The organism is Streptomyces sp. NPDC091412 (assembly GCF_044756885.1).
GTDB lineage: Bacteria > Actinomycetota > Actinomycetes > Streptomycetales > Streptomycetaceae > Streptomyces.
Map to the genome: position 1 here is coordinate 1 of NZ_JBIVTV010000012.1, position 16,564 is coordinate 16,564.

At 71.8% G+C, this 16,564-nt stretch carries 13 protein-coding genes and 2 pseudogenes; 4 read left to right on the forward strand and 11 right to left on the reverse strand.

Features of this window, described 5'->3' with window-relative positions; all coding sequences use genetic code 11:
- The 7 genes and pseudogenes from ACIQMV_RS25555 to ACIQMV_RS25585 all read right to left on the reverse strand — a co-directional run.
- Nucleotides 1–146 (reverse strand): annotated as a pseudogene (locus ACIQMV_RS25555) (IS5/IS1182 family transposase); the annotation flags it as partial.
- 750 nt (nucleotides 147–896) lie between these two features.
- On the reverse strand, nucleotides 897–1,451 hold the full coding sequence (locus ACIQMV_RS25560; protein ID WP_141364062.1) for a hypothetical protein: 555 nt from the start codon (nucleotides 1,449–1,451) through the stop codon (nucleotides 897–899).
- On the reverse strand, nucleotides 1,448–2,011 hold the full coding sequence (locus ACIQMV_RS25565; protein ID WP_402595840.1) for a TetR/AcrR family transcriptional regulator: 564 nt from the start codon (nucleotides 2,009–2,011) through the stop codon (nucleotides 1,448–1,450). The genes ACIQMV_RS25560 and ACIQMV_RS25565 overlap by 4 nt, the downstream gene beginning before the upstream one ends.
- 305 nt (nucleotides 2,012–2,316) lie before the next feature.
- Nucleotides 2,317–3,125 (reverse strand): annotated as a pseudogene (locus tag ACIQMV_RS25570) (IS5 family transposase).
- 100 nt (nucleotides 3,126–3,225) lie between these two features.
- Nucleotides 3,226–5,145 (reverse strand): ABC transporter ATP-binding protein, encoded by a 1,920-nt coding sequence (locus ACIQMV_RS25575; RefSeq protein ID WP_402595842.1) that lies wholly within the window; start codon nucleotides 5,143–5,145, stop codon nucleotides 3,226–3,228.
- 266 nt (nucleotides 5,146–5,411) lie between these two features.
- Nucleotides 5,412–6,053 carry a sigma-70 family RNA polymerase sigma factor gene (locus ACIQMV_RS25580; RefSeq protein WP_401780476.1) on the reverse strand — a complete coding sequence of 214 codons (642 nt, stop codon included), beginning with the start codon at nucleotides 6,051–6,053 and terminating at the stop codon, nucleotides 5,412–5,414.
- A 203-nt stretch (nucleotides 6,054–6,256) separates the two neighbouring features.
- Nucleotides 6,257–6,967 (reverse strand): hypothetical protein, encoded by a 711-nt coding sequence (locus ACIQMV_RS25585; protein ID WP_402595844.1) that lies wholly within the window; start codon nucleotides 6,965–6,967, stop codon nucleotides 6,257–6,259.
- 262 nt (nucleotides 6,968–7,229) lie between these two features.
- Between ACIQMV_RS25585 and ACIQMV_RS25590 the strand changes: the two genes are divergently transcribed.
- Both ACIQMV_RS25590 and ACIQMV_RS25595 read left to right on the forward strand, forming a co-directional pair.
- Nucleotides 7,230–8,348: an MFS transporter gene (locus ACIQMV_RS25590; RefSeq protein ID WP_402595994.1), complete on the forward strand. Its 1,119-nt coding sequence runs from the start codon at nucleotides 7,230–7,232 to the stop codon at nucleotides 8,346–8,348.
- Nucleotides 8,345–9,424 (forward strand): sugar ABC transporter permease, encoded by a 1,080-nt coding sequence (locus ACIQMV_RS25595; RefSeq protein ID WP_402595846.1) that lies wholly within the window; start codon nucleotides 8,345–8,347, stop codon nucleotides 9,422–9,424. The genes ACIQMV_RS25590 and ACIQMV_RS25595 overlap by 4 nt, the downstream gene beginning before the upstream one ends.
- Here ACIQMV_RS25595 and ACIQMV_RS25600 read toward each other — a convergent pair.
- The gene (locus tag ACIQMV_RS25600) at nucleotides 9,381–10,562 is read right to left on the reverse strand and encodes an acyl-CoA dehydrogenase family protein (protein WP_402595848.1); all 1,182 of its coding nucleotides are present in this window, start codon (nucleotides 10,560–10,562) and stop codon (nucleotides 9,381–9,383) included. The genes ACIQMV_RS25595 and ACIQMV_RS25600 overlap by 44 nt on opposite strands.
- A 110-nt stretch (nucleotides 10,563–10,672) precedes the next feature.
- Between ACIQMV_RS25600 and ACIQMV_RS25605 the strand changes: the two genes are divergently transcribed.
- Both ACIQMV_RS25605 and ACIQMV_RS25610 read left to right on the forward strand, forming a co-directional pair.
- Nucleotides 10,673–12,415: a CoA transferase gene (locus ACIQMV_RS25605; protein ID WP_402595850.1), complete on the forward strand. Its 1,743-nt coding sequence runs from the start codon at nucleotides 10,673–10,675 to the stop codon at nucleotides 12,413–12,415.
- Nucleotides 12,412–14,085: a class I adenylate-forming enzyme family protein gene (locus ACIQMV_RS25610; RefSeq protein ID WP_402595851.1), complete on the forward strand. Its 1,674-nt coding sequence runs from the start codon at nucleotides 12,412–12,414 to the stop codon at nucleotides 14,083–14,085. The genes ACIQMV_RS25605 and ACIQMV_RS25610 overlap by 4 nt, the downstream gene beginning before the upstream one ends.
- Before the next feature lie 75 nt (nucleotides 14,086–14,160).
- Here the strand turns inward: ACIQMV_RS25610 and ACIQMV_RS25615 are convergent, their stop codons facing one another.
- The 3 genes from ACIQMV_RS25615 to ACIQMV_RS25625 are packed head-to-tail and all read right to left on the reverse strand — an operon-like array spanning nucleotide 14,161 to nucleotide 16,447.
- A complete protein-coding gene (locus ACIQMV_RS25615; RefSeq protein ID WP_402595853.1) occupies nucleotides 14,161–14,988 on the reverse strand; it encodes a metal ABC transporter solute-binding protein, Zn/Mn family in 828 nt (275 codons plus the stop codon).
- Nucleotides 14,946–15,815 (reverse strand): metal ABC transporter permease, encoded by an 870-nt coding sequence (locus ACIQMV_RS25620; protein ID WP_402595854.1) that lies wholly within the window; start codon nucleotides 15,813–15,815, stop codon nucleotides 14,946–14,948. Before ACIQMV_RS25620 ends, ACIQMV_RS25615 begins: the two co-directional genes overlap by 43 nt.
- On the reverse strand, nucleotides 15,812–16,447 hold the full coding sequence (locus tag ACIQMV_RS25625) for an ABC transporter ATP-binding protein (RefSeq protein ID WP_141363324.1): 636 nt from the start codon (nucleotides 16,445–16,447) through the stop codon (nucleotides 15,812–15,814). Before ACIQMV_RS25625 ends, ACIQMV_RS25620 begins: the two co-directional genes overlap by 4 nt.
- Between the last annotated feature and the right edge of the window lie 117 nt (nucleotides 16,448–16,564).

Sequence of the window (16,564 nt, forward strand, 5' to 3'; positions counted from 1 at the left end):
ATGATTTCGCGTAGCTCGTGCTCGGGCGGCCGACCGATGTCCAGGGCATGCCGGCGTCGCTCGGCCCGCCAGGCCGCTAGGACCGGCTCGACCAGCTCCCAGCGGGCATCGGACAGATCACTCGGATACGCACGACGTTCGGTCATGTCCTGGGCATACCGCCCAAATCCGAGTGCGCCCAGGCGCGCGGCAGTGCCCACGGAAGCACAGTACAGATTCGGGCGTCCCGGAATGAGGCAGGCGCAAGCCGTCTCCAGCCCCAGCCGTCACCCCACCGGGCCCATAAGAGCCGATCAACCCGGCAGCCTCTTCAGCACCCCACCATCACGCCGAAGTAAAGCGGTGATAGCAGGGTGTTCCAGATGAAAACGACCTCTAAGAGGTCGTTTCTTATGGATGGCTGTCACCAGCACCGGAGGAAGCGAGCGCTGGAAAGGAGTGGCCCGTTAAGGGGTGGCTCAGTACGGTCGCCTGGTGTGCCTCCATGCCATCACCTCCTACAAGCTGCACTACGCGTGCGTGTCGTGTCAGCTTCAAGCGGCATGCCGATCCGGAGCGCGAACGCGTCGCCGGGACGGATGCCGACCATCGGGCCGCCACCCTTCGCACGATGAAAGCCAGGGACCATGCGTTCACCGTACGAGCGAGCACCGACATCCTCCAGCAGGGGCGCGAGCTTCACGCTCCTGCGACCTTTCGAGGTAGATGACACCCGCTCTTCAGCGCGACTTGGACTACGGGAGCGGACGCCCGAACGGCCTCCGCGCGCACTCGCCGTGCGCAGAATCAGGGCCTGAGCAACACCTTGATCGCGGTGATCATCGACTGTCCGGTACCGACGCACGAACGGCGCGCCACAGGTCGGAGCCACAGACGCAGGAGGCAACGACCTTAAGTCAGGCCGGCACCGGCGCGGGCTGGATCCGCTTCGCGTCCCAGGCCAGCCACACGCAGGCGGCCGCGAGCAGTACGCCGTGCGCGATCCGCAGCGCGGGCGGACCGAAGAACTGCGGCAGGAACAGCCCGAACCCGACCGCGAACAGGATCGCCGGCACCGTGCGCATCCGGGCTGCGACGAGGATCGCGCCCGCCGCCATGGTCAGCAGCCCGAGCCCGAACATCGTCATCGCGAACGGGTTGTAGCGCACGTCCTCGGCCAGGTCGAGGACGTTCGACTGGTTGGCCATCGCATGCAGGCCGAAGTCCTCGGCGCCGTAGTACGGCAGCGTCAGGCCGGCGCCGATCCAGAACACGATCGCCGCCACGCGGTTGATCGGCAGCAGTGCAATCGCGACCAGGATGAACCCGATCATCGCGCACAGGTGCGCGACGATCCACGCGGTGGAGCCCATCGCGGCGGCGGCACCCGAGGTGGTGGACTCGTCCTCCCATGGGCGGAGGGCGGGGTAGAGCAGGAACAGTACGCCTGCGACGGACAGCGGGATCCTCATGATTCGTTCCTCAGGCTGGCGAGATACATCTGGATGAGCTGGTCGTAGGTGTCGTCGAGGTCTTCCGGCAGGCCGAAGCCGCCCGCGGATTCGATGGACGCGAAGCCGTGCAGGAGCACCCGCAGGCGCCGGGTCGCGTGCACGGCCGCCGAGCCCTCGAGTCCGTAGCCGCGCAGCGTGGCGTACATGACGCCGACGAGCTTCGCGCCGGCCGCCTCCTGGATCGGGTCGTGCAGCGGGTCCATCGGCAGCGCGGCGTACCGCTTCGGGTGCGCGGCGACGTACGCACGGTAGGCGTGCATCAACCCAGTGACCGCCTCATTGCCACCGGTGCCCAAGACGGTCGTCGTGAACCGGTCGGTCATATCCTCCAGCACCCGCACTCCGACGAGCGTCTTCAGTTCGCCGAGGCTCGCCACGTGCTTGTAGAGCGACGGCGTGGCGACCCCGCAGCCGTGCGCCACGGCGGCGAGCGTGAGGCCGTCCGGCCCGTGCTCGTCCACGATGCCGAGTGCCACATCGACCACGGCGGCCGGCGTCAGCGACCTTTTAGCAACCATAGCCCAGAGGCTATTGCCATTAGCCAAGGACGTCAATCGGCACCGGAGCCGGCGAGTGGATGGTTCAGACCGTGGCGTCGAGGCGGGACGTTCGCAGGTGGTCTGTGGTGGCCGCAGCCCTGGGTGAAGATCTCCGCTACGAGGGGCGACCGGTCTGCGGGTGCGGCAGGGAGCCGAAGTTCCGTCCGCGTACGCGTGCCGAACTGCGAGCGCGTCGGCTCGTTGCTTCCAGGGACGGACTTCCGCTGTCCGAGATGTTGTCCCGTGCCGACCCGCTGATTCCAGCAGGCGACTGAGCTCATGCCTTATCGGGTGAGTCGGCGGTGGCAGATGAGGGCTGCGGCGATGCCGACGAAGGCGAGGAAGTGCTCAGCCTTGCGTTCGTAGCGGCGGTGCAGGCGCCGACATCCGGACAGCCACGAGACCGTTCTCTCAACGACCCAGCGGTGGCGGCCGAGTCGGGTGGATGACTCGATGCCCTTGCGGGCGATGCGGTGGCGGATGCGACGTTTGCGCAGCCACCGGCGCAGGTGGTCGTAGTCGTATCCCTTGCCGGCGTGGAGCTTGGCCGGGCGCCGGCGGCGTGGGCCGCGTCGAGAGCGGATGGGCGGGATCCCGCGCACGAGTGGTTGCAGGCCGAGGCTGTCGTGCATGTTGGCACCGGGGATGCCCAGCGACAGGGGCAGCCCGTTCCGATCCGTGATCAGGTGGATTTTCGATCCCGGCTTGCCACGGTCGGTCGGATTCGGTCCGGTCAGTGGCCCTCTTTTGCCGCCCTGACGCTGACGGAGTCGATCGCGCACCGCGACCAGTCCAGCTCCCCTCGGGCGCCAAGTTCGTCGAGGATGACCCGGTGGAGCCTGGCCCAAACCCTCTCCCGGCTCCACTGGGCGAAGCGCCGGTAGACCGTGGGCCAAGCCGGCCCGAACACCGGCGGCAGTTGCCGCCAGGTACACCCCGAGGCGGCCACGAAGATGATTGCCGCTAGGCATTCACGGTCACCGGCCCGTCACCGGCCGCCGCCCTGCGGGCGTATGACCTGCGTCGGCGGGACCACTCGCCGGAACACGTCCCATAACTCGTCCGGCACCAACCGCTCCACCAAATCCGTCATGCACGGATCAACGAACAATCACGCCATAAGAAACGACGTCCAAAGGCCGTCCCTCGCCGACGCGCCCCTCTCGGATCACGATGTCCGGAAACCGACTCGGTCACGTGGACCCGGTGCCCGTACGAGCGTGCGACGACGTCCCGCGGCCCCCGTCCGGTGCCGGGTCGGCCGGTCCGGGCAGACCGCTGGGACCGGCTTCCGGGACCGGGCGTCCGAGGGCCGACTCGGCGCTTTCGCCGAGGAAGCCGCCCGACTGGTGCTGCCACAGCTTGGCGTAGGCGCCGTCCGCCGCGAGCAGTTCCTCGTGGGTGCCCTGCTCGACGACGCTTCCGCGGTCGAGGACGACGAGGCGGTCCATGCCGGCGACGGTGCTCAGGCGGTGGGCGACCACGAGGGCCGAACGTCCGTCCATCAACCGCCACAGGGCGTCCTGGACGAGGAGCTCGCTCTCCGAGTCCAGCGCGCTGGTCGCCTCGTCGAGCAGCAGGATCGGGGCGTCGCGCAGGATGGCCCTGGCGAGGGCGACGCGCTGGCGCTGGCCGCCCGAGAGTTTGACGCCCCGCTCCCCCACCAGAGTGGCGAAGCCGTCGGGGAGTTGGTCGGCGAACTCGGTGACGTGCGCGGCCGCGGCCGCCGCGTGGATCTCCTCGTCGGTGGCGCCGGGCCGGGCGAAGGCGATGTTGTCCCGCAGGCTGCGGTGGAACATGGCGGGTTCCTGCGGGACGTAGGCAATCAGGGAGCGCAGGTCGGTCTGGCGCAGCCGGCTGATGTCCTGACCACCGATCAGGATGCGTCCGTCGTCAAGGTCCGACATCCGCAGCAGGAGCCGGGTGAGCGTGGTCTTGCCGCCGCCGGACCTGCCGACCAGACCGATCCGTGCGCCTGCGGGCACGTCCAGGTCGAGTCCCTGGAAAATCGGCTTCGCACCCGTGTGGGCGAAGGTCACCGCCTCGAAGCGGATGCCGGTGTCCCGCGGTGCGAGCGGTTCGGGTGTCGCCGGGTCGAGCACGGTGGGCGGATCCAGCAGCAGCTCCGTGAACTGTGCGGCCTCGGTCATCGAGCTTTCCAGACGCCGGTAGATCTGGTTGAACTCGAACATGATCTGCGTGGCGTTGGAGTAGTAGGTGAAAGCGACGACGATCTCCTCGACTCCCTGGCCCGAGCCACCGAAGGCGATGGCCACCAGCAGACCCAGCACGTTGGTCAGCACGGACATGGGGGCGACCAGGGTGTCGACGCGCAGATTGCCGAAGTCCCACGACCTCAGCGTCAGGCGCCGGGAGTCCGCGACACGGCTGCGGTGTTCGTCGGCCTCCCGCCGCTCGGCCGCGAAGGCCCGGATGGTCTCCATGTTCATGAGGCTGTCGGCGACGTGGCCGGAGACCCGGGCGATCGCCGCCTCGCGGTCGTTGACGAGCCGCTGCCTGCGACGGACCAGAGGCGTCGCGGCGACCACGGTCAGCGCGATCATCACAAGAAGGCCGACGACGAGCATCGGTTCGTAGCTCCACAGCACCACGGCACCGAACACCAGGGGGACGAGACTGCCCACGATCCGGTACGTCACCGTGTCGACGAAGTCCTCGAAGCGCTTGCCGAAGCTGAGCACCCGTTTGGTCAGGGAGCCGGCGAAGTTGTCGTGGAAGAACGCCGCGTCCTGGGCGAGGAGTTCGTCCATGCCGCTCACGTACAGGTGTTCCATGCCGAGGGCCTCCACGCGGTTCAGGCAGTGCTGCCCGATCCGCCACACGGCCTCGGCGAGCAGCAGCGTCACGCCGAAGCCCAGCACGTACGGCAGCGCCGGGCCGAGGGTGAGACCGCCGTCCTCGGCGGCCTGTCCTGCCAGCTTGGCGATCAGCAGGGGGGCGACGTAGCGGATGCCGATGTTGCCCACGGCCGGTAACAGCAGCGCGGGCAGGGCCAGCAGCCGTAGTCGCAGCAGTTCCCGGCCGTAGCGGCGTAGTGCCAGAACGACCGCGCTCCTGCCCGGCGTCGGCCCTCGCGTACCTGTTGTCCCCATCACACTCCCGGAGGTTCGGAAGTCGGAAGTCTCCCGTCCGCAGACTTTCTCAGTCCAGGCATTTACCGCGGACTGGCGAGAACTGGACACCGCGGCGTTCGGCGTACGCAGCGGACGTATCCGGTGACGCCCTCGCACAGCACAGTTGGGGCCGCGCTGCACTGGGCAGCCGCCGCCTCCTCTCGTTGCGATGCGCGGAAGCTCCGGAGCGCGGCTCGCTCCGGAGCTTCCGGGACAGCCCCTCGTCAGGGCCGCTGCCGGCGTCGTCAGGCCGCGGTACTCACCGGTTCGCCTCGTTCGGCGTCGTGCAGGGACTGGATCAGCCAGGCGCGAGCGCGTGCGACGCGGGAACGGACCGTACCGATCGGACAGTCGCTGAGCTCGGCCGCTTCCGCGTAGGGCAGACCGGCGATCTGGGTGAGTACGAACGCCTCACGGCGTTCGTCGGGCAGTGCCTCCAGCAGGTCGGTGAGGACGATGCCCTCGTCGAAGCCCGGCAGGCCGCGCTCCTGGGCGCACTCCGCAGTGGCCTGCCAGTCGTCGGTGTCGGCCAGGCGAGGCCGGGCCGAGGCATGCCGGTAGCTGTCGATCACCGCACGGCGTGCGATGGACAGCAGCCAGGTCCGGGCGGAGGAGCGGCCCTCGAAACGGTGCAGGCTGCCGAGGGCCCGCACGAAGGTGTCCTGGGCCAGGTCGTCGGCTGCCTGGGGGTTGTGGCTGAGGTAGGTGACGTAATGACGGACGTCTCGCTGCAGAGCGCGGACGAAGTTCTCGACTGCTCTCGGATCACCGGCGCGGGCGGCGAGCGCCCAGGCCGTTATCGACTCCTCGGTCGACGTCTTCTCGTCGCGGGTTCTCTCGGTGTGCGGCGTCGTGTCGGATGCGACAGGCAGGGCAGGACTGATCACCTGAGGTCCTTCTCGGAAGTCCGGAGATCCGGCGTGCGCAGATCCGCGCGGGCCCGGGGCATGGGGAAGGGACCGCGTGGGACGGGCAGCGGATCCGGTGATGGCGTGGGGTGGCGGACGTACGCGCGCAACGGCGACGTACGCCCGCCGCCCGGACCGCCCGGGCGCGGGACGCGCGGGGCGGTGCCGGGGAATCGGCTGTCTCAGACGACAGCGGTTCCCACAGGCGGGCCCCGAGAAGTGATCGCGTGCGCGAGGAGCAGCCGGTGCGGCGTGCGGGCCGAGCGGCCGCGGCGGGCGCGGATGCGCGGTCGGTGCGGTGGCGCCGGCACGGTCAGAGGCAGCCGGAGCGGAGCGGCCAGCCATCCGGCGACGGCCCGCAGGATGCGGAACGCGGCGCGTTCGCCGTACGCGAGCCACAGGCCGCACAGCAGAGCGGCGAGCAGGTGGGCGGCGAGCATGCCGGCGGAGGATGTCCCGCCCATGGCGTGACCCATTCCCGCCATGGCGTCCGAGGAGCCCAGGGCACCCGTCGACTCCCCCACGTCGACCCCGGGGGTCGTAGGCATGACATGGCTCATGTGGACCATCGAGGCCATGTGGTCGCGCGTGCTGTGAACCGTTCCGCCCGTGGGCGCCGGCAACGGGGGCGGCGTCACCAGCCCCTGCGCGCAGGAGAACCACAGGTGCAGCGCCGTCTGCACGGCCACCACCACGGAGGAGACGAGAAGGAGGCCGCGCTCCCGGGCGGCCAGACACCACGCCGCTCCGCCGGTGACGACCGCCGCCGATGTCAGCGCCCACCAGGGCACAGCGGTGCCTGACATCAGGACGTGCCCCAGGGCGGCGAGCAGCACACAGACGGCCGCGAACACCGCGGCCCGTGTCATGCGCAGATGCCACCCAGCAGTCATGGCCGCTCATCCTCGCATTCCTGACCCGCCGTCATGCGGGGATACGGAAACTTCCCACATCCGACGCTCAGCACTCTGACGGTGATTCACATCACAGTAAAGAGCGGGAACCTGATGAGTGTCGGGTCCGACTGCTGTCCCGGGAGGTGCGTCTGTGACGACGGATCGGGTGGGACGAGCAGGGCCCAACGGAGCGCGAGCGGTGGGCGAGAAGGGGGCGGATCCGGCGACCGGCGCTCTGACCGCGCTGCTCACCTGCTCCATGGCCTTCTCGATGATGCAGTTGTTCCTGATCGGGGCGCTCGGCCCGCGGCTCGTGGTGGAGCTGGACGTCTCGCCGACCGCTCTGGGGCTCACGACCACCATGGGATTCAGTACGGCGGCCGTGCTCTCTCCGGTCGGCGGCCGGGTGGTGGACCGGGTCGGGCCGCGGCGTTGTCTGGTGGCCCTGCTGGGAGTGGCGGCGGTGGCGCTGGCGTTGATCGGGTCGGCCCCGAATGCCGGGTTCCTGCTGGCGGCCGTCGCGCTCGGCGGGCTGCCGCAGGCGCTGGCCAACCCCGCCACGAACAAGGCGATCCTCGCCGTGGTGACGCCTGCCCGGCGCGGTGCGGTGACCGGGATGAAGCAGTCGGGGGTGCAACTCGGGGCCTTCGCGGCCGGGCTGCCGCTCGCGGCACTGGCCGGGCTCGCCGGATGGCGGGGTGCCGTGTGGACGGCGGCGGGCGCCGCGGCGGTGGCGGCGGTGTGGGCGGCGCGGGCGATGCCCGCCGATCCTCCGGCGAAGTCGAGCCCGGCGGTCTGGGTGCCGCACGGCATGATCGCCTGGCTGATGGCGTTCTCGCTGCTGCTCGGCTGCGGCATCGCCTCGGTGAACACCTATCTGTCGTTGTACGGCACCGAGCGGCTCGGTCTCGGCCCCACCTCGGCGGGTGCGCTGGTGGCCGTGCTGGGTGTGGCCGGGATCGCGGGCCGGGTGGGCTGGTCGAAGGTCGCGGGGCGGCCCGACCGGGCGGCCTGGCTGCCGGGTTCCCTGGCCGTGGGCGCGGTGGCCGCGGCCCTGCTGCTGGCCGGCTCGTCGTCCTTGCGCCCGTTGGCGTGGGTCGCGGCCGTGGCGGTGGGCGTCTTCGCCGTGGCGGCGAACGCGGTGTCGATGGTCCTGGTGATGCAGCGGGCCGCACCCGGTCGGGCGGGCCAGGACTCGGCACTGGTCTCGGCGGGCTTCTTCGCCGGATTCGCGGTCGGGCCGCCGCTGTTCGGGGTGCTGGCGGAGGCCGGGCGGTACGGGGGCGGGTGGCTGCTCGTGGCGGCCGAGTTCGCGGGAGCCGGGGCTGTGGCACTGCTGTGGGCCGTGCAGGAACATCGGGCAGGCGTACGGTCATGACGGCACGCACGGACGAGGGCACGCCCCCGCAGGAGGACCGACAGGCGCCGCCCGGCCTGGCAACCGCTCCCTCCTGGGCAGGTCCGGCACTCGCCCGCGTCCTGGCCCGAGTCGCCGTCACCCGCACCGAGGTCGGCGACCGGTTCCCGCTGTACGCGGACCCGGGCACCGGCACGTGGCGGACGACCGCGCGCGGCTCCTGGACCGGAGGTTTCTGGGCGGGGCTGCTGTGGCTGCGCGCCCGGTACACCGGCGACGCCGCCGACCGTGCGGTCGCACGGGCCTGCACGGCCCGCCTGGCCGGCTGGGCCGAGGCGGACACCGCCGCCCGCGGACTGATCTTCTGGTACGGCACCGCCCTCGCGGACGACGAACCGAGCCTGCGGGACCGGGCCGCCCGGGCCTGCCTGAACGACTTCGTCCCGGAGCTCGGTCTCGTGCCGTGGGGTTCGGCGTTCGGCGGACCGCGGCTGACGGCGCGTGTGGACGGCGTGCCCGGCATGGTGCCGCTGCTGGCGACGGCGAACCCTGAGGCAGCCCTCTCCCATCTGTGGCGACATGTCGAACTGTGGCTTGGTGCGCGGCCGCCCCGCTGGTCGTGGCGGCACGAGCCCGGCGCGGGCTGGACCGCGTGCGCCGATCCTCCCCCGGGCTGGAGCAGGGGGAGGGCGTGGCTCCTGCTCTCGCTCGCCGAGGCCGCACCTCTGGCAGGCGGCGACGAATTCCTTGACCACGTCGGCCGGTTGCTGACGGAGCACCTGGTGCCGCCCGCCGACTTCGCTCACCCCGGCGGCCCTTGCGACACCTCCGCCGCCGCCGTCACCGCACTGGCACTGCTCGGCCTCGGTCACCGGGACCGAGCAGTCGCCGTCCTCAAGGCACTGGTCGACAACCACCTGACCGCCGACGGCCGCCTCCTGGACGGCTGTTACGACCTGGCGGCCGAAACAGCCGTGCGACAGGAGCTGATCTGGGGCGACTTCTTCCTGGCGTACGCCCTCGCCGTCCTCACCGGCCTCCGTGGACAGGACCTCAGGCCGGATCCGTTCGCAGCACGCGCCGCGCCACCGAGGTGATGTGCAGCTCGTCCGGACCGTCGAGGACGCGGGCCGCGCGGGCGGTGCGGAAGAGGGCGGGGAGCGCGGTGTCCGGGCCGAGGCCCGCCGCGCCGTGGACCTGGATCGCCGCGTCGGCCACCAACTGCAGCGTGCGCGCCGCGGCGACCTTGGCCAGACCCACCTCCACATGGGCGTCGCCGCCCGCGTCCAGCCGGGACACGGCCTCGTGGACCAGAGGCCGGGTCGTGCGCAGGGCGAGCAACGACTCGAAGACGTGGCGCTGGACGAGTTGCAGGTCGCCAAGGGGGCCACGAGAACGGGTGCGGGTGACCGCTCGATCTCTCATGAGCTCGAAGGCGCGGGCGGCCTGGCCGAGCCAGCGCAGGCTGCGCAGGATGCGGCCGAGCTGGAGCCGTTCGGCGGCGACGGCGAGAGCCTTGCCGCGTTCGCCGATCAGATGGCCGTCGTCCACCGCGACACCGTCGAGTTCGATCTCCGCCTGTCCGGCCGCACCGAGTACGGGAAGCTCTCGCACCACCCGGAAGCCACGGGAGACTGTGGGGACCAGCAGCAGGGACAGGCCGTTTCGCTCCGGGGCCCGGCCGTCCGTGCGGGCGAGGACCGTGACGAGGTCGGCGTCGGCGGCACCGCTGACGAACCACTTGCGCCCGGTCAGCCGCCAGCCTCCGGCTTCGCTGTCGTCGGCGCGGGTGGTGGTGAGGAAGGGGTCGGTGCCGGGGACGTCCGGTTCGGTCATCGCGTAGCAGGCTCGCAGGTCGCCGGCGACCAGTGGTGCGAGATAGCGGTCGCGGACGCGCGCGCTGCCGTGCCGCCACAGCATGAGCGCGTCCAGCAGCGAGGCCGATCCGAGTGCCGCCGGGCCGTGGTCACTGGCGCCCTCGGCCTCCGCGACATGGGCGTACGATCTCAACGGCAGCCCATGGCCGCCCAGTTCGGCCGGGAGGGGCAGCGCCCAGAGCCCCTCGGCCTTGGCCTCCTTGCGCAGCCGGCGCAGCGCCGCCGCCGCGTCCGGGCCGCCGCCGTCCAGGACCGGCTCGCACGGCACGACTCGCATACGGACGAAGTCCGCCACCTTGTCTCTCAACTCCCTTAGTTCCGACGGACATTGCGGATCGCCCCACGCCACGTCCAGCACCTCTCGCTCACCCCTTCGGGAACTCCGGCACCTGCCGGTCCGACCACCTCTTCGTGGAACTGGTCGGGGGCGACCGCTCCCGGGTTCCCGCGTGTCAGGAAAGGAGGGGCATGACATCACCAGCCACACCGGCCGTCGCGCACGCGACGGCCCGGCCGCTCGACGGGCTGCGTCTGGAAACCTCGGGACCGCCGGGACCGGCGGACGGACTCGTCGCGGAGCACCTGCGGCTGCTCGGCGCGGAGGGGGCCGCACACCCTGGCGGCCGTATCAGGCTCGGCGGACCGGAGTTCAGCGGATTCACCGCCCACACGAGGTGGGGCGACAGGGCCCTCGACGAGGCGACCGTGCAGGCGGCCACCGGCGTCATGGCCGTACACGGTCGCCGCGGCGGCACCCCGCGCGGCCTTGCCGTGGACTACGCCGCCACCGCCACCGGCCTCCTGGCCGTGCAGGCCCTGCTGGCCGGGCTCCTCTCACAGGCTCGCGGCGGACATGCCATGAGCGCGGAGGTCAGCGCCGAACGGGCCGGGCTGCTCGCCGTCTCCCAGTACCTGGCCGCGGCAGGCGCGGAGGAGGGTGAGGCCGCCGAAGTCGCCCCGGGCGGGCCGCCTTTCACCTCCGCCGACGGGGTCGTCTTCGAACTGGAGACGCTCGACCCGGGCGCGTGGGCCGGCTTCTGGCGTGCGCTGGACGCTCCGCGGGATGCGGTACGGCGCGGCTGGCGGCCCTTCCAGTTCCGGTACGCCACGGCCTGCGCGCCCTTTCCTCGGTCACTGCACGACGCCGCCCGGGCCGCCGCCTGGGCGCTGATCCGGGAAGCGGCCCGTTCCTCCGGTGCCGAGGTGTGCCCGCTGCGTTCGATCGCCGAGCGGGCCGCCGAGTACGACGGGGCCCCGCCGTGGGAACTGACGCAGCACCCCGCGTCGTACTCCGGCGCGGCTGCGGGACGGGCCGACGCCCCTCTGGCCGGGCTGACCGTCCTGGAGGCCGGCCGCCGGATCCAGGCGCCGCTGACCGCGCATCTGCTGGGGCTGCTCGGCGCGGAGGTGGTGCGGATCGAGCCGCCCGGCGGGGATCCGCTGCGCGGCATGCCGCCCGCCTGCTCGGGGATCTCGGCGCGCTGGCTCGCGCTCAACCGCGGCAAGACGGCCGTCGAGGTGGACATCAAGTCGCCGGCAGATCGCGAGCGGCTGCGCGCGATGGCGGCGGAGGCCGATGTGTTCCTGCACAACTGGGCACCGGGCAAGGCCGCCGAACTCGGCCTGGACCACGAACACCTGGCCGCCGTCAACCCCGCGCTCGTCTACGCCTACACCAGCGGCTGGGCCGGCCGACTGCCCGACGCCCCGATGGGCACCGACTTCATGGTGCAGGCCCGTACCGGGGTCGGCGAGGCCGCGCGCCCCGCCGACGAGCCGCCCGCGCCGTCCCTGATGACCCTGCTCGACGTGCTCGGCGGGCTCACCGGTGCCGAGGCCGTCCTCGCCGGGCTGCTGCTGCGGCAGCGCACCGGGGCCGGTGTGCGGGTGGATTCGTCGCTGCTGGGGGCCGCCGACATGCTCACCGCGGCCGCTCGGACGCGTGCCGCGCGGGGTCTCGATCCGCGCCGGCCGGCGGGCTTCCGCCGGCCGCTGCCCACGGCCGACGGCTGGATCGCCCTCCCGGACCACTCCGCCGTCCCGTACGAGGTCCGCGACCTTTCCACGACACAGGCGCTGGAGCGGCTGCGCGAGGACGGTCTGTCCGCTGTCCCGGTCGTCACCGACCTCGCCGACCTGCTGTCCTCCGGCTCGATCGGCCGCGACGCACACGGCGCACCCGCCGTCCCCGCCCCCTGGAGGTTCGCATGACCGTCGCCCTGCACGACCTGCTGCCCGCCGAACTGCGCCGTACCTGGGCCGTGGACGGAAGCTGCCCCGACCTCGACCTCTACAGCCTCTACCGCGCCCGCCGGATCGCCGATCCGCACCACACGGCCGTCCTCGACGCCAAGGGCAGGCTCTGTTACACCGCGCTGGACCGCAAGGCCCGATGTCTCGCCGCTGGACTCGCCGGACTCGGCATACGTGCCGGCGACGTCGTCGGCGTCCAGCTTCCCAACGGACGCGACGCCGTCGTCGTCGACCTGGCGCTGGCCGCCCTGGGCGCGGTCGCGCTGCCCTTCCCCGTCGGGCGCGGCGGGCGCGAGGCGGCGTCGCTTCTGCGCAGATCCGAGGCGGTCGCGGTGATCGCGGCGGCCGAACACCGGGGCAACCACCATGCGGCCGACCTGCTGGCAGTCGCCGGTGAGTTGCCCGCGCTGCGGACGGTCATCGCCTCGGGAGCCGCACCCGAAGGGGCCGTCGCGCTCTCGACGTTGCTGCGCACCGACCCGAAGGCCCTGGTCCCGGCCCGCCCCGACCCCGACTCCGCCGCCCGCATCCTGGTGTCGTCCGGCTCCGAGGCCGAGCCGAAGATGGTGGCCTACTCGCACAACGCCCTGGCCGGTGGGCGCGGCAACTTCCTCGGCTCCCTCATACCGGACGGCCGCCCGCCGCGCTGCCTTTTCCTCGTGCCGCTGGCCTCGGCGTTCGGCAGCAACGGCACTGCCGTGACACTCGCCCGGCACGGCGGGACCCTGGTCCTGCTCGACGCCTTCACCCCGGAGGCCGCGCTGGCGGCACTCGTCGAGCACCGGCCCACCCATGTCCTGGGCGTGCCGACCATGATCCGGATGATGCTGGACCGCATGGCGGAGAACGGCCGGCCGGACTTCACCCCGCCCACGGCCGTGATCGTCGGAGGCTCACCGCTGGACCCGGCCACGGCAGCGGAGGCACGCGAGGCCTTCGGCTGTCCGGTCGTGAACCTCTACGGCTCGGCGGACGGCGTCAACTGCCACACCGGGCTGGTGGATGAGTCCTCCGACGGTGACGGGCGGCCCGGCGTCGCCGCGGGGCGCCCCGATCCCCGGGTCGCCGACATACGGATCACCCTCCCCGGCGCCCATGAGTTGGAGGAGGTGCCCCGGGGTACGGTCGGCGAGATCGTGGCCCGCGGTCCGATGACCCCGCTGTGCTATGTCGCCGCGCCCGACCTCGACTCCCGCTACCGCACGGCGGACGGCTGGGTGCGCACCGGGGACCTGGGACTCATCGACCAGGACGGGACGCTGAGGGTCGTCGGGCGGCTCAAAGACGTGGTGATCCGGGGCGGGGCCAACATCAGCCCGGCGGAGGTGGAGCTCGAACTCGCCACGCATCCGGGTGTGCGGGACGTGGTGTGCGTGGGCGTACGCGACCCGTTGATGGGTGAGCGGCTCGCGGCCTGCGTCGTGCCGCGGGACGGCGCGGCGCCCACGCTGGAAGAGCTGTGCGCCCACCTCGGCACCCGTGGTCTCGAGCGGCGCAAGCACCCGGAACGGCTGCTGGTGCTGGGCGAGTTGCCGCTGACGCCGGCGGGCAAGCCGGACCGGGTGGCACTACGGGAACAGTGCACGGCTCAGGCGGAGGAACGGCGGCCTCTGGCATCGGCCGGCTGACCCGCCGGTGAGCGGGAGGGCCGCCCGGTGACACCCCGGGCGGCCCTCCCTGCGCGTGTCCGCCCCGGCTGCGGCTCAGGATGAGGCCATCGCCTTCTCCACCGCCGTCGCCGCGTTCCTGTACACGGCCAGCAGATCCAGGTCCTCGGCCGGATAGTTGACGATCTCCACCTGGTGCGCGCCCGAGTCGGGAAGCACCTTGCCGGTCGTCATATGGACGTTGTCCAGGACGAGTTGCGGCCTCTTCTTCGAGAGGTCGGACAGCTGCTTGGCCGTCACCGCCTCGGGGCCGTACGTACCGACCAGGTTCGCGCCCGCCATCTTCGCCGACCACGTCGAGAACATCTGGGCGACGACGGTCGGCGCCTTGCCGTCCGGCCAGGCGGCCTTGAGGTCCTTCTGCAACGTGGCGTACTCGGTGTCGAAGGACGTGATCCACTTGGCGGCAGCCTCTTCGGTGCCGAACATCTTGCCCAAACGGGTCACCTCGGCCTTGGCCTTGTCGGCGTCGTTGTCGAGGTCGACCTCGACCAGCCTGGCGTTCGACCCGGCTGCCTCCTTGAACTTCGCGGCGTAGGGCTCGAAGGGCGCGTACAGCACGAAGTCGGCGCCCGCCACGGCTGCCAGGTCGGACGGCTTCGGGTCGTAGTCGGGAGCGTGCTGCACCGACTCCGGGACAATGACCTTGACGTCCCTCGCCCCTGCGGCCTTGGCGAAGGCGCCCTCCCAGCTCGTGGTGGCGACGACGACCGGGGCGCCCTCGTTCGTGCCCCCGGGCTTCGCCTCGGACGAGGAGGACGAGGAGGACGACGGGGTGTTCTCGCTGCCGCAGCCGGTGAGCGAGAGCGCGGTGCCGAGGGTCAGTGCGAGGACGGAAGTGACGGGGCCGCGGATGCGCGCCATGAGCTGATTCTCCGTTCGGGTACAAGATGCACGGCGAGGACGACCACGCCGGAGGTGAGGACCAGGACGGGTCCGGGCGGCCAGTCGAAGCGGAGCGCGATGAGGAACCCGGTCAGGTTCACGACGACACCGGTACTGACCGCCCAGAGGACGATGGAGGACAGGGAACGGCCCAACCGCCGTGCGGCGAGGGCGGGCAGGAGAGTGAGCGCGTCGACGAGCAGGGCACCGGTGAGCTTGATCGCCCCGGCGACCGACACCGCGACCAGGACGAGCAGCAGGAGGGTGAGCCGCTCGACGCGTACGCCCGAGGACAGGGCGAGCTCACGGTCGTAGAGAAGAAGCGCGATGTCCCTCCTGCGCCACCAGAACAGGCCCGGCACGGCGACGGCCAGTGCGGCCAGCAGCCAGAGGTCCGCGCTGCCGACCGAGAGGATGGATCCCCACAGCAGCGCGAAGGCTCCCGCCGCGTTGACGCCCGAGACGGCGAGCACGAGCAGCGCGGCCGCGATCGCCAGGCTCATCAGCAGGCCCATCGCACCGGACAGTCCGTCCGGGGTGCGGGCCAGGGGCGCGACCCCGGCCCCGGCGAGCGCACACGCCACCAGCGCGCACAGCATCGGATCGAGTCCGGTCAGCAGAGCCACCGCGATGCCCAGCAGCGCCACGTGCATCATCGCGAACCGCACCGGCATGATGTCGAGACCGACGATGACGACCCCGATCACGGGCAGCCCGACGGCCGCCACCAACAGGGCGGCGCCCGCTCGCTGGACGGGCACGAGCTGCAGCAGCTGGCCGACGTCGGCCGCGGCCAGAACGCTCACCGGACCTCCCGCAGCCGGCCCGCGGCCATCTCCAGCACCCGGTCGCAGCGGTCGGCAAGGGCTCGGTCGTGGGTGACGACCACAACGGTCACCGGCAGGGACAGCAGCACGTCGGCCGCCTCCTCCTGGCCGGAGAAGTCGAGTGCGGCGGTGGGCTCGTCGGCCAGCAGCACCCCTGCCCCCGCGGCGACGCAACCCACCGCCCGTGCCAGGTACATGCGCTGGAGCTGGCCTCCGGACAACGTGTGCAGCGGCCGGTCGGCGAGATGCCCGACGCCGAGCTTGTCCGCCGCCTCGACCGCTTCGGCGCCGGACGCGCTGCTCGCCAGCAACTCCCGGCCCAGCAGCGGAAACCGGCCGGTCGCCGGCTTCTGCGGGATCCACGCGCAGGTCCGGCGCCGCCATGCCCACTCGGCCGCGCTCCGGGTGTCCCGCCCCCCGACCAGGATCCGGCCGGCGAACTGCCGGTGCAGGCCGAGAACGGCACGCAGCAGCGTCGTCTTGCCCGATCCGTTGGTGCCGGTCAGCGCCACCCGCTGCCCCGCCGCGATGTCGAGGCACACCTCGCGCACCGCTTCGACCCGGCCGTGCCGGCACACGACGCCGGACATCCGGACGTCCAACCCCTCCATGCCACCTCCCTGCTTCGTCACCAGAGCAGTCGGATGGAGAGGCCGGTGAGTTCCCCGGAGAGGTGCCAGGGTTTCGCCCTCGTGGCGCGAGCACGCTCACCACCGGGCCCGACTGCC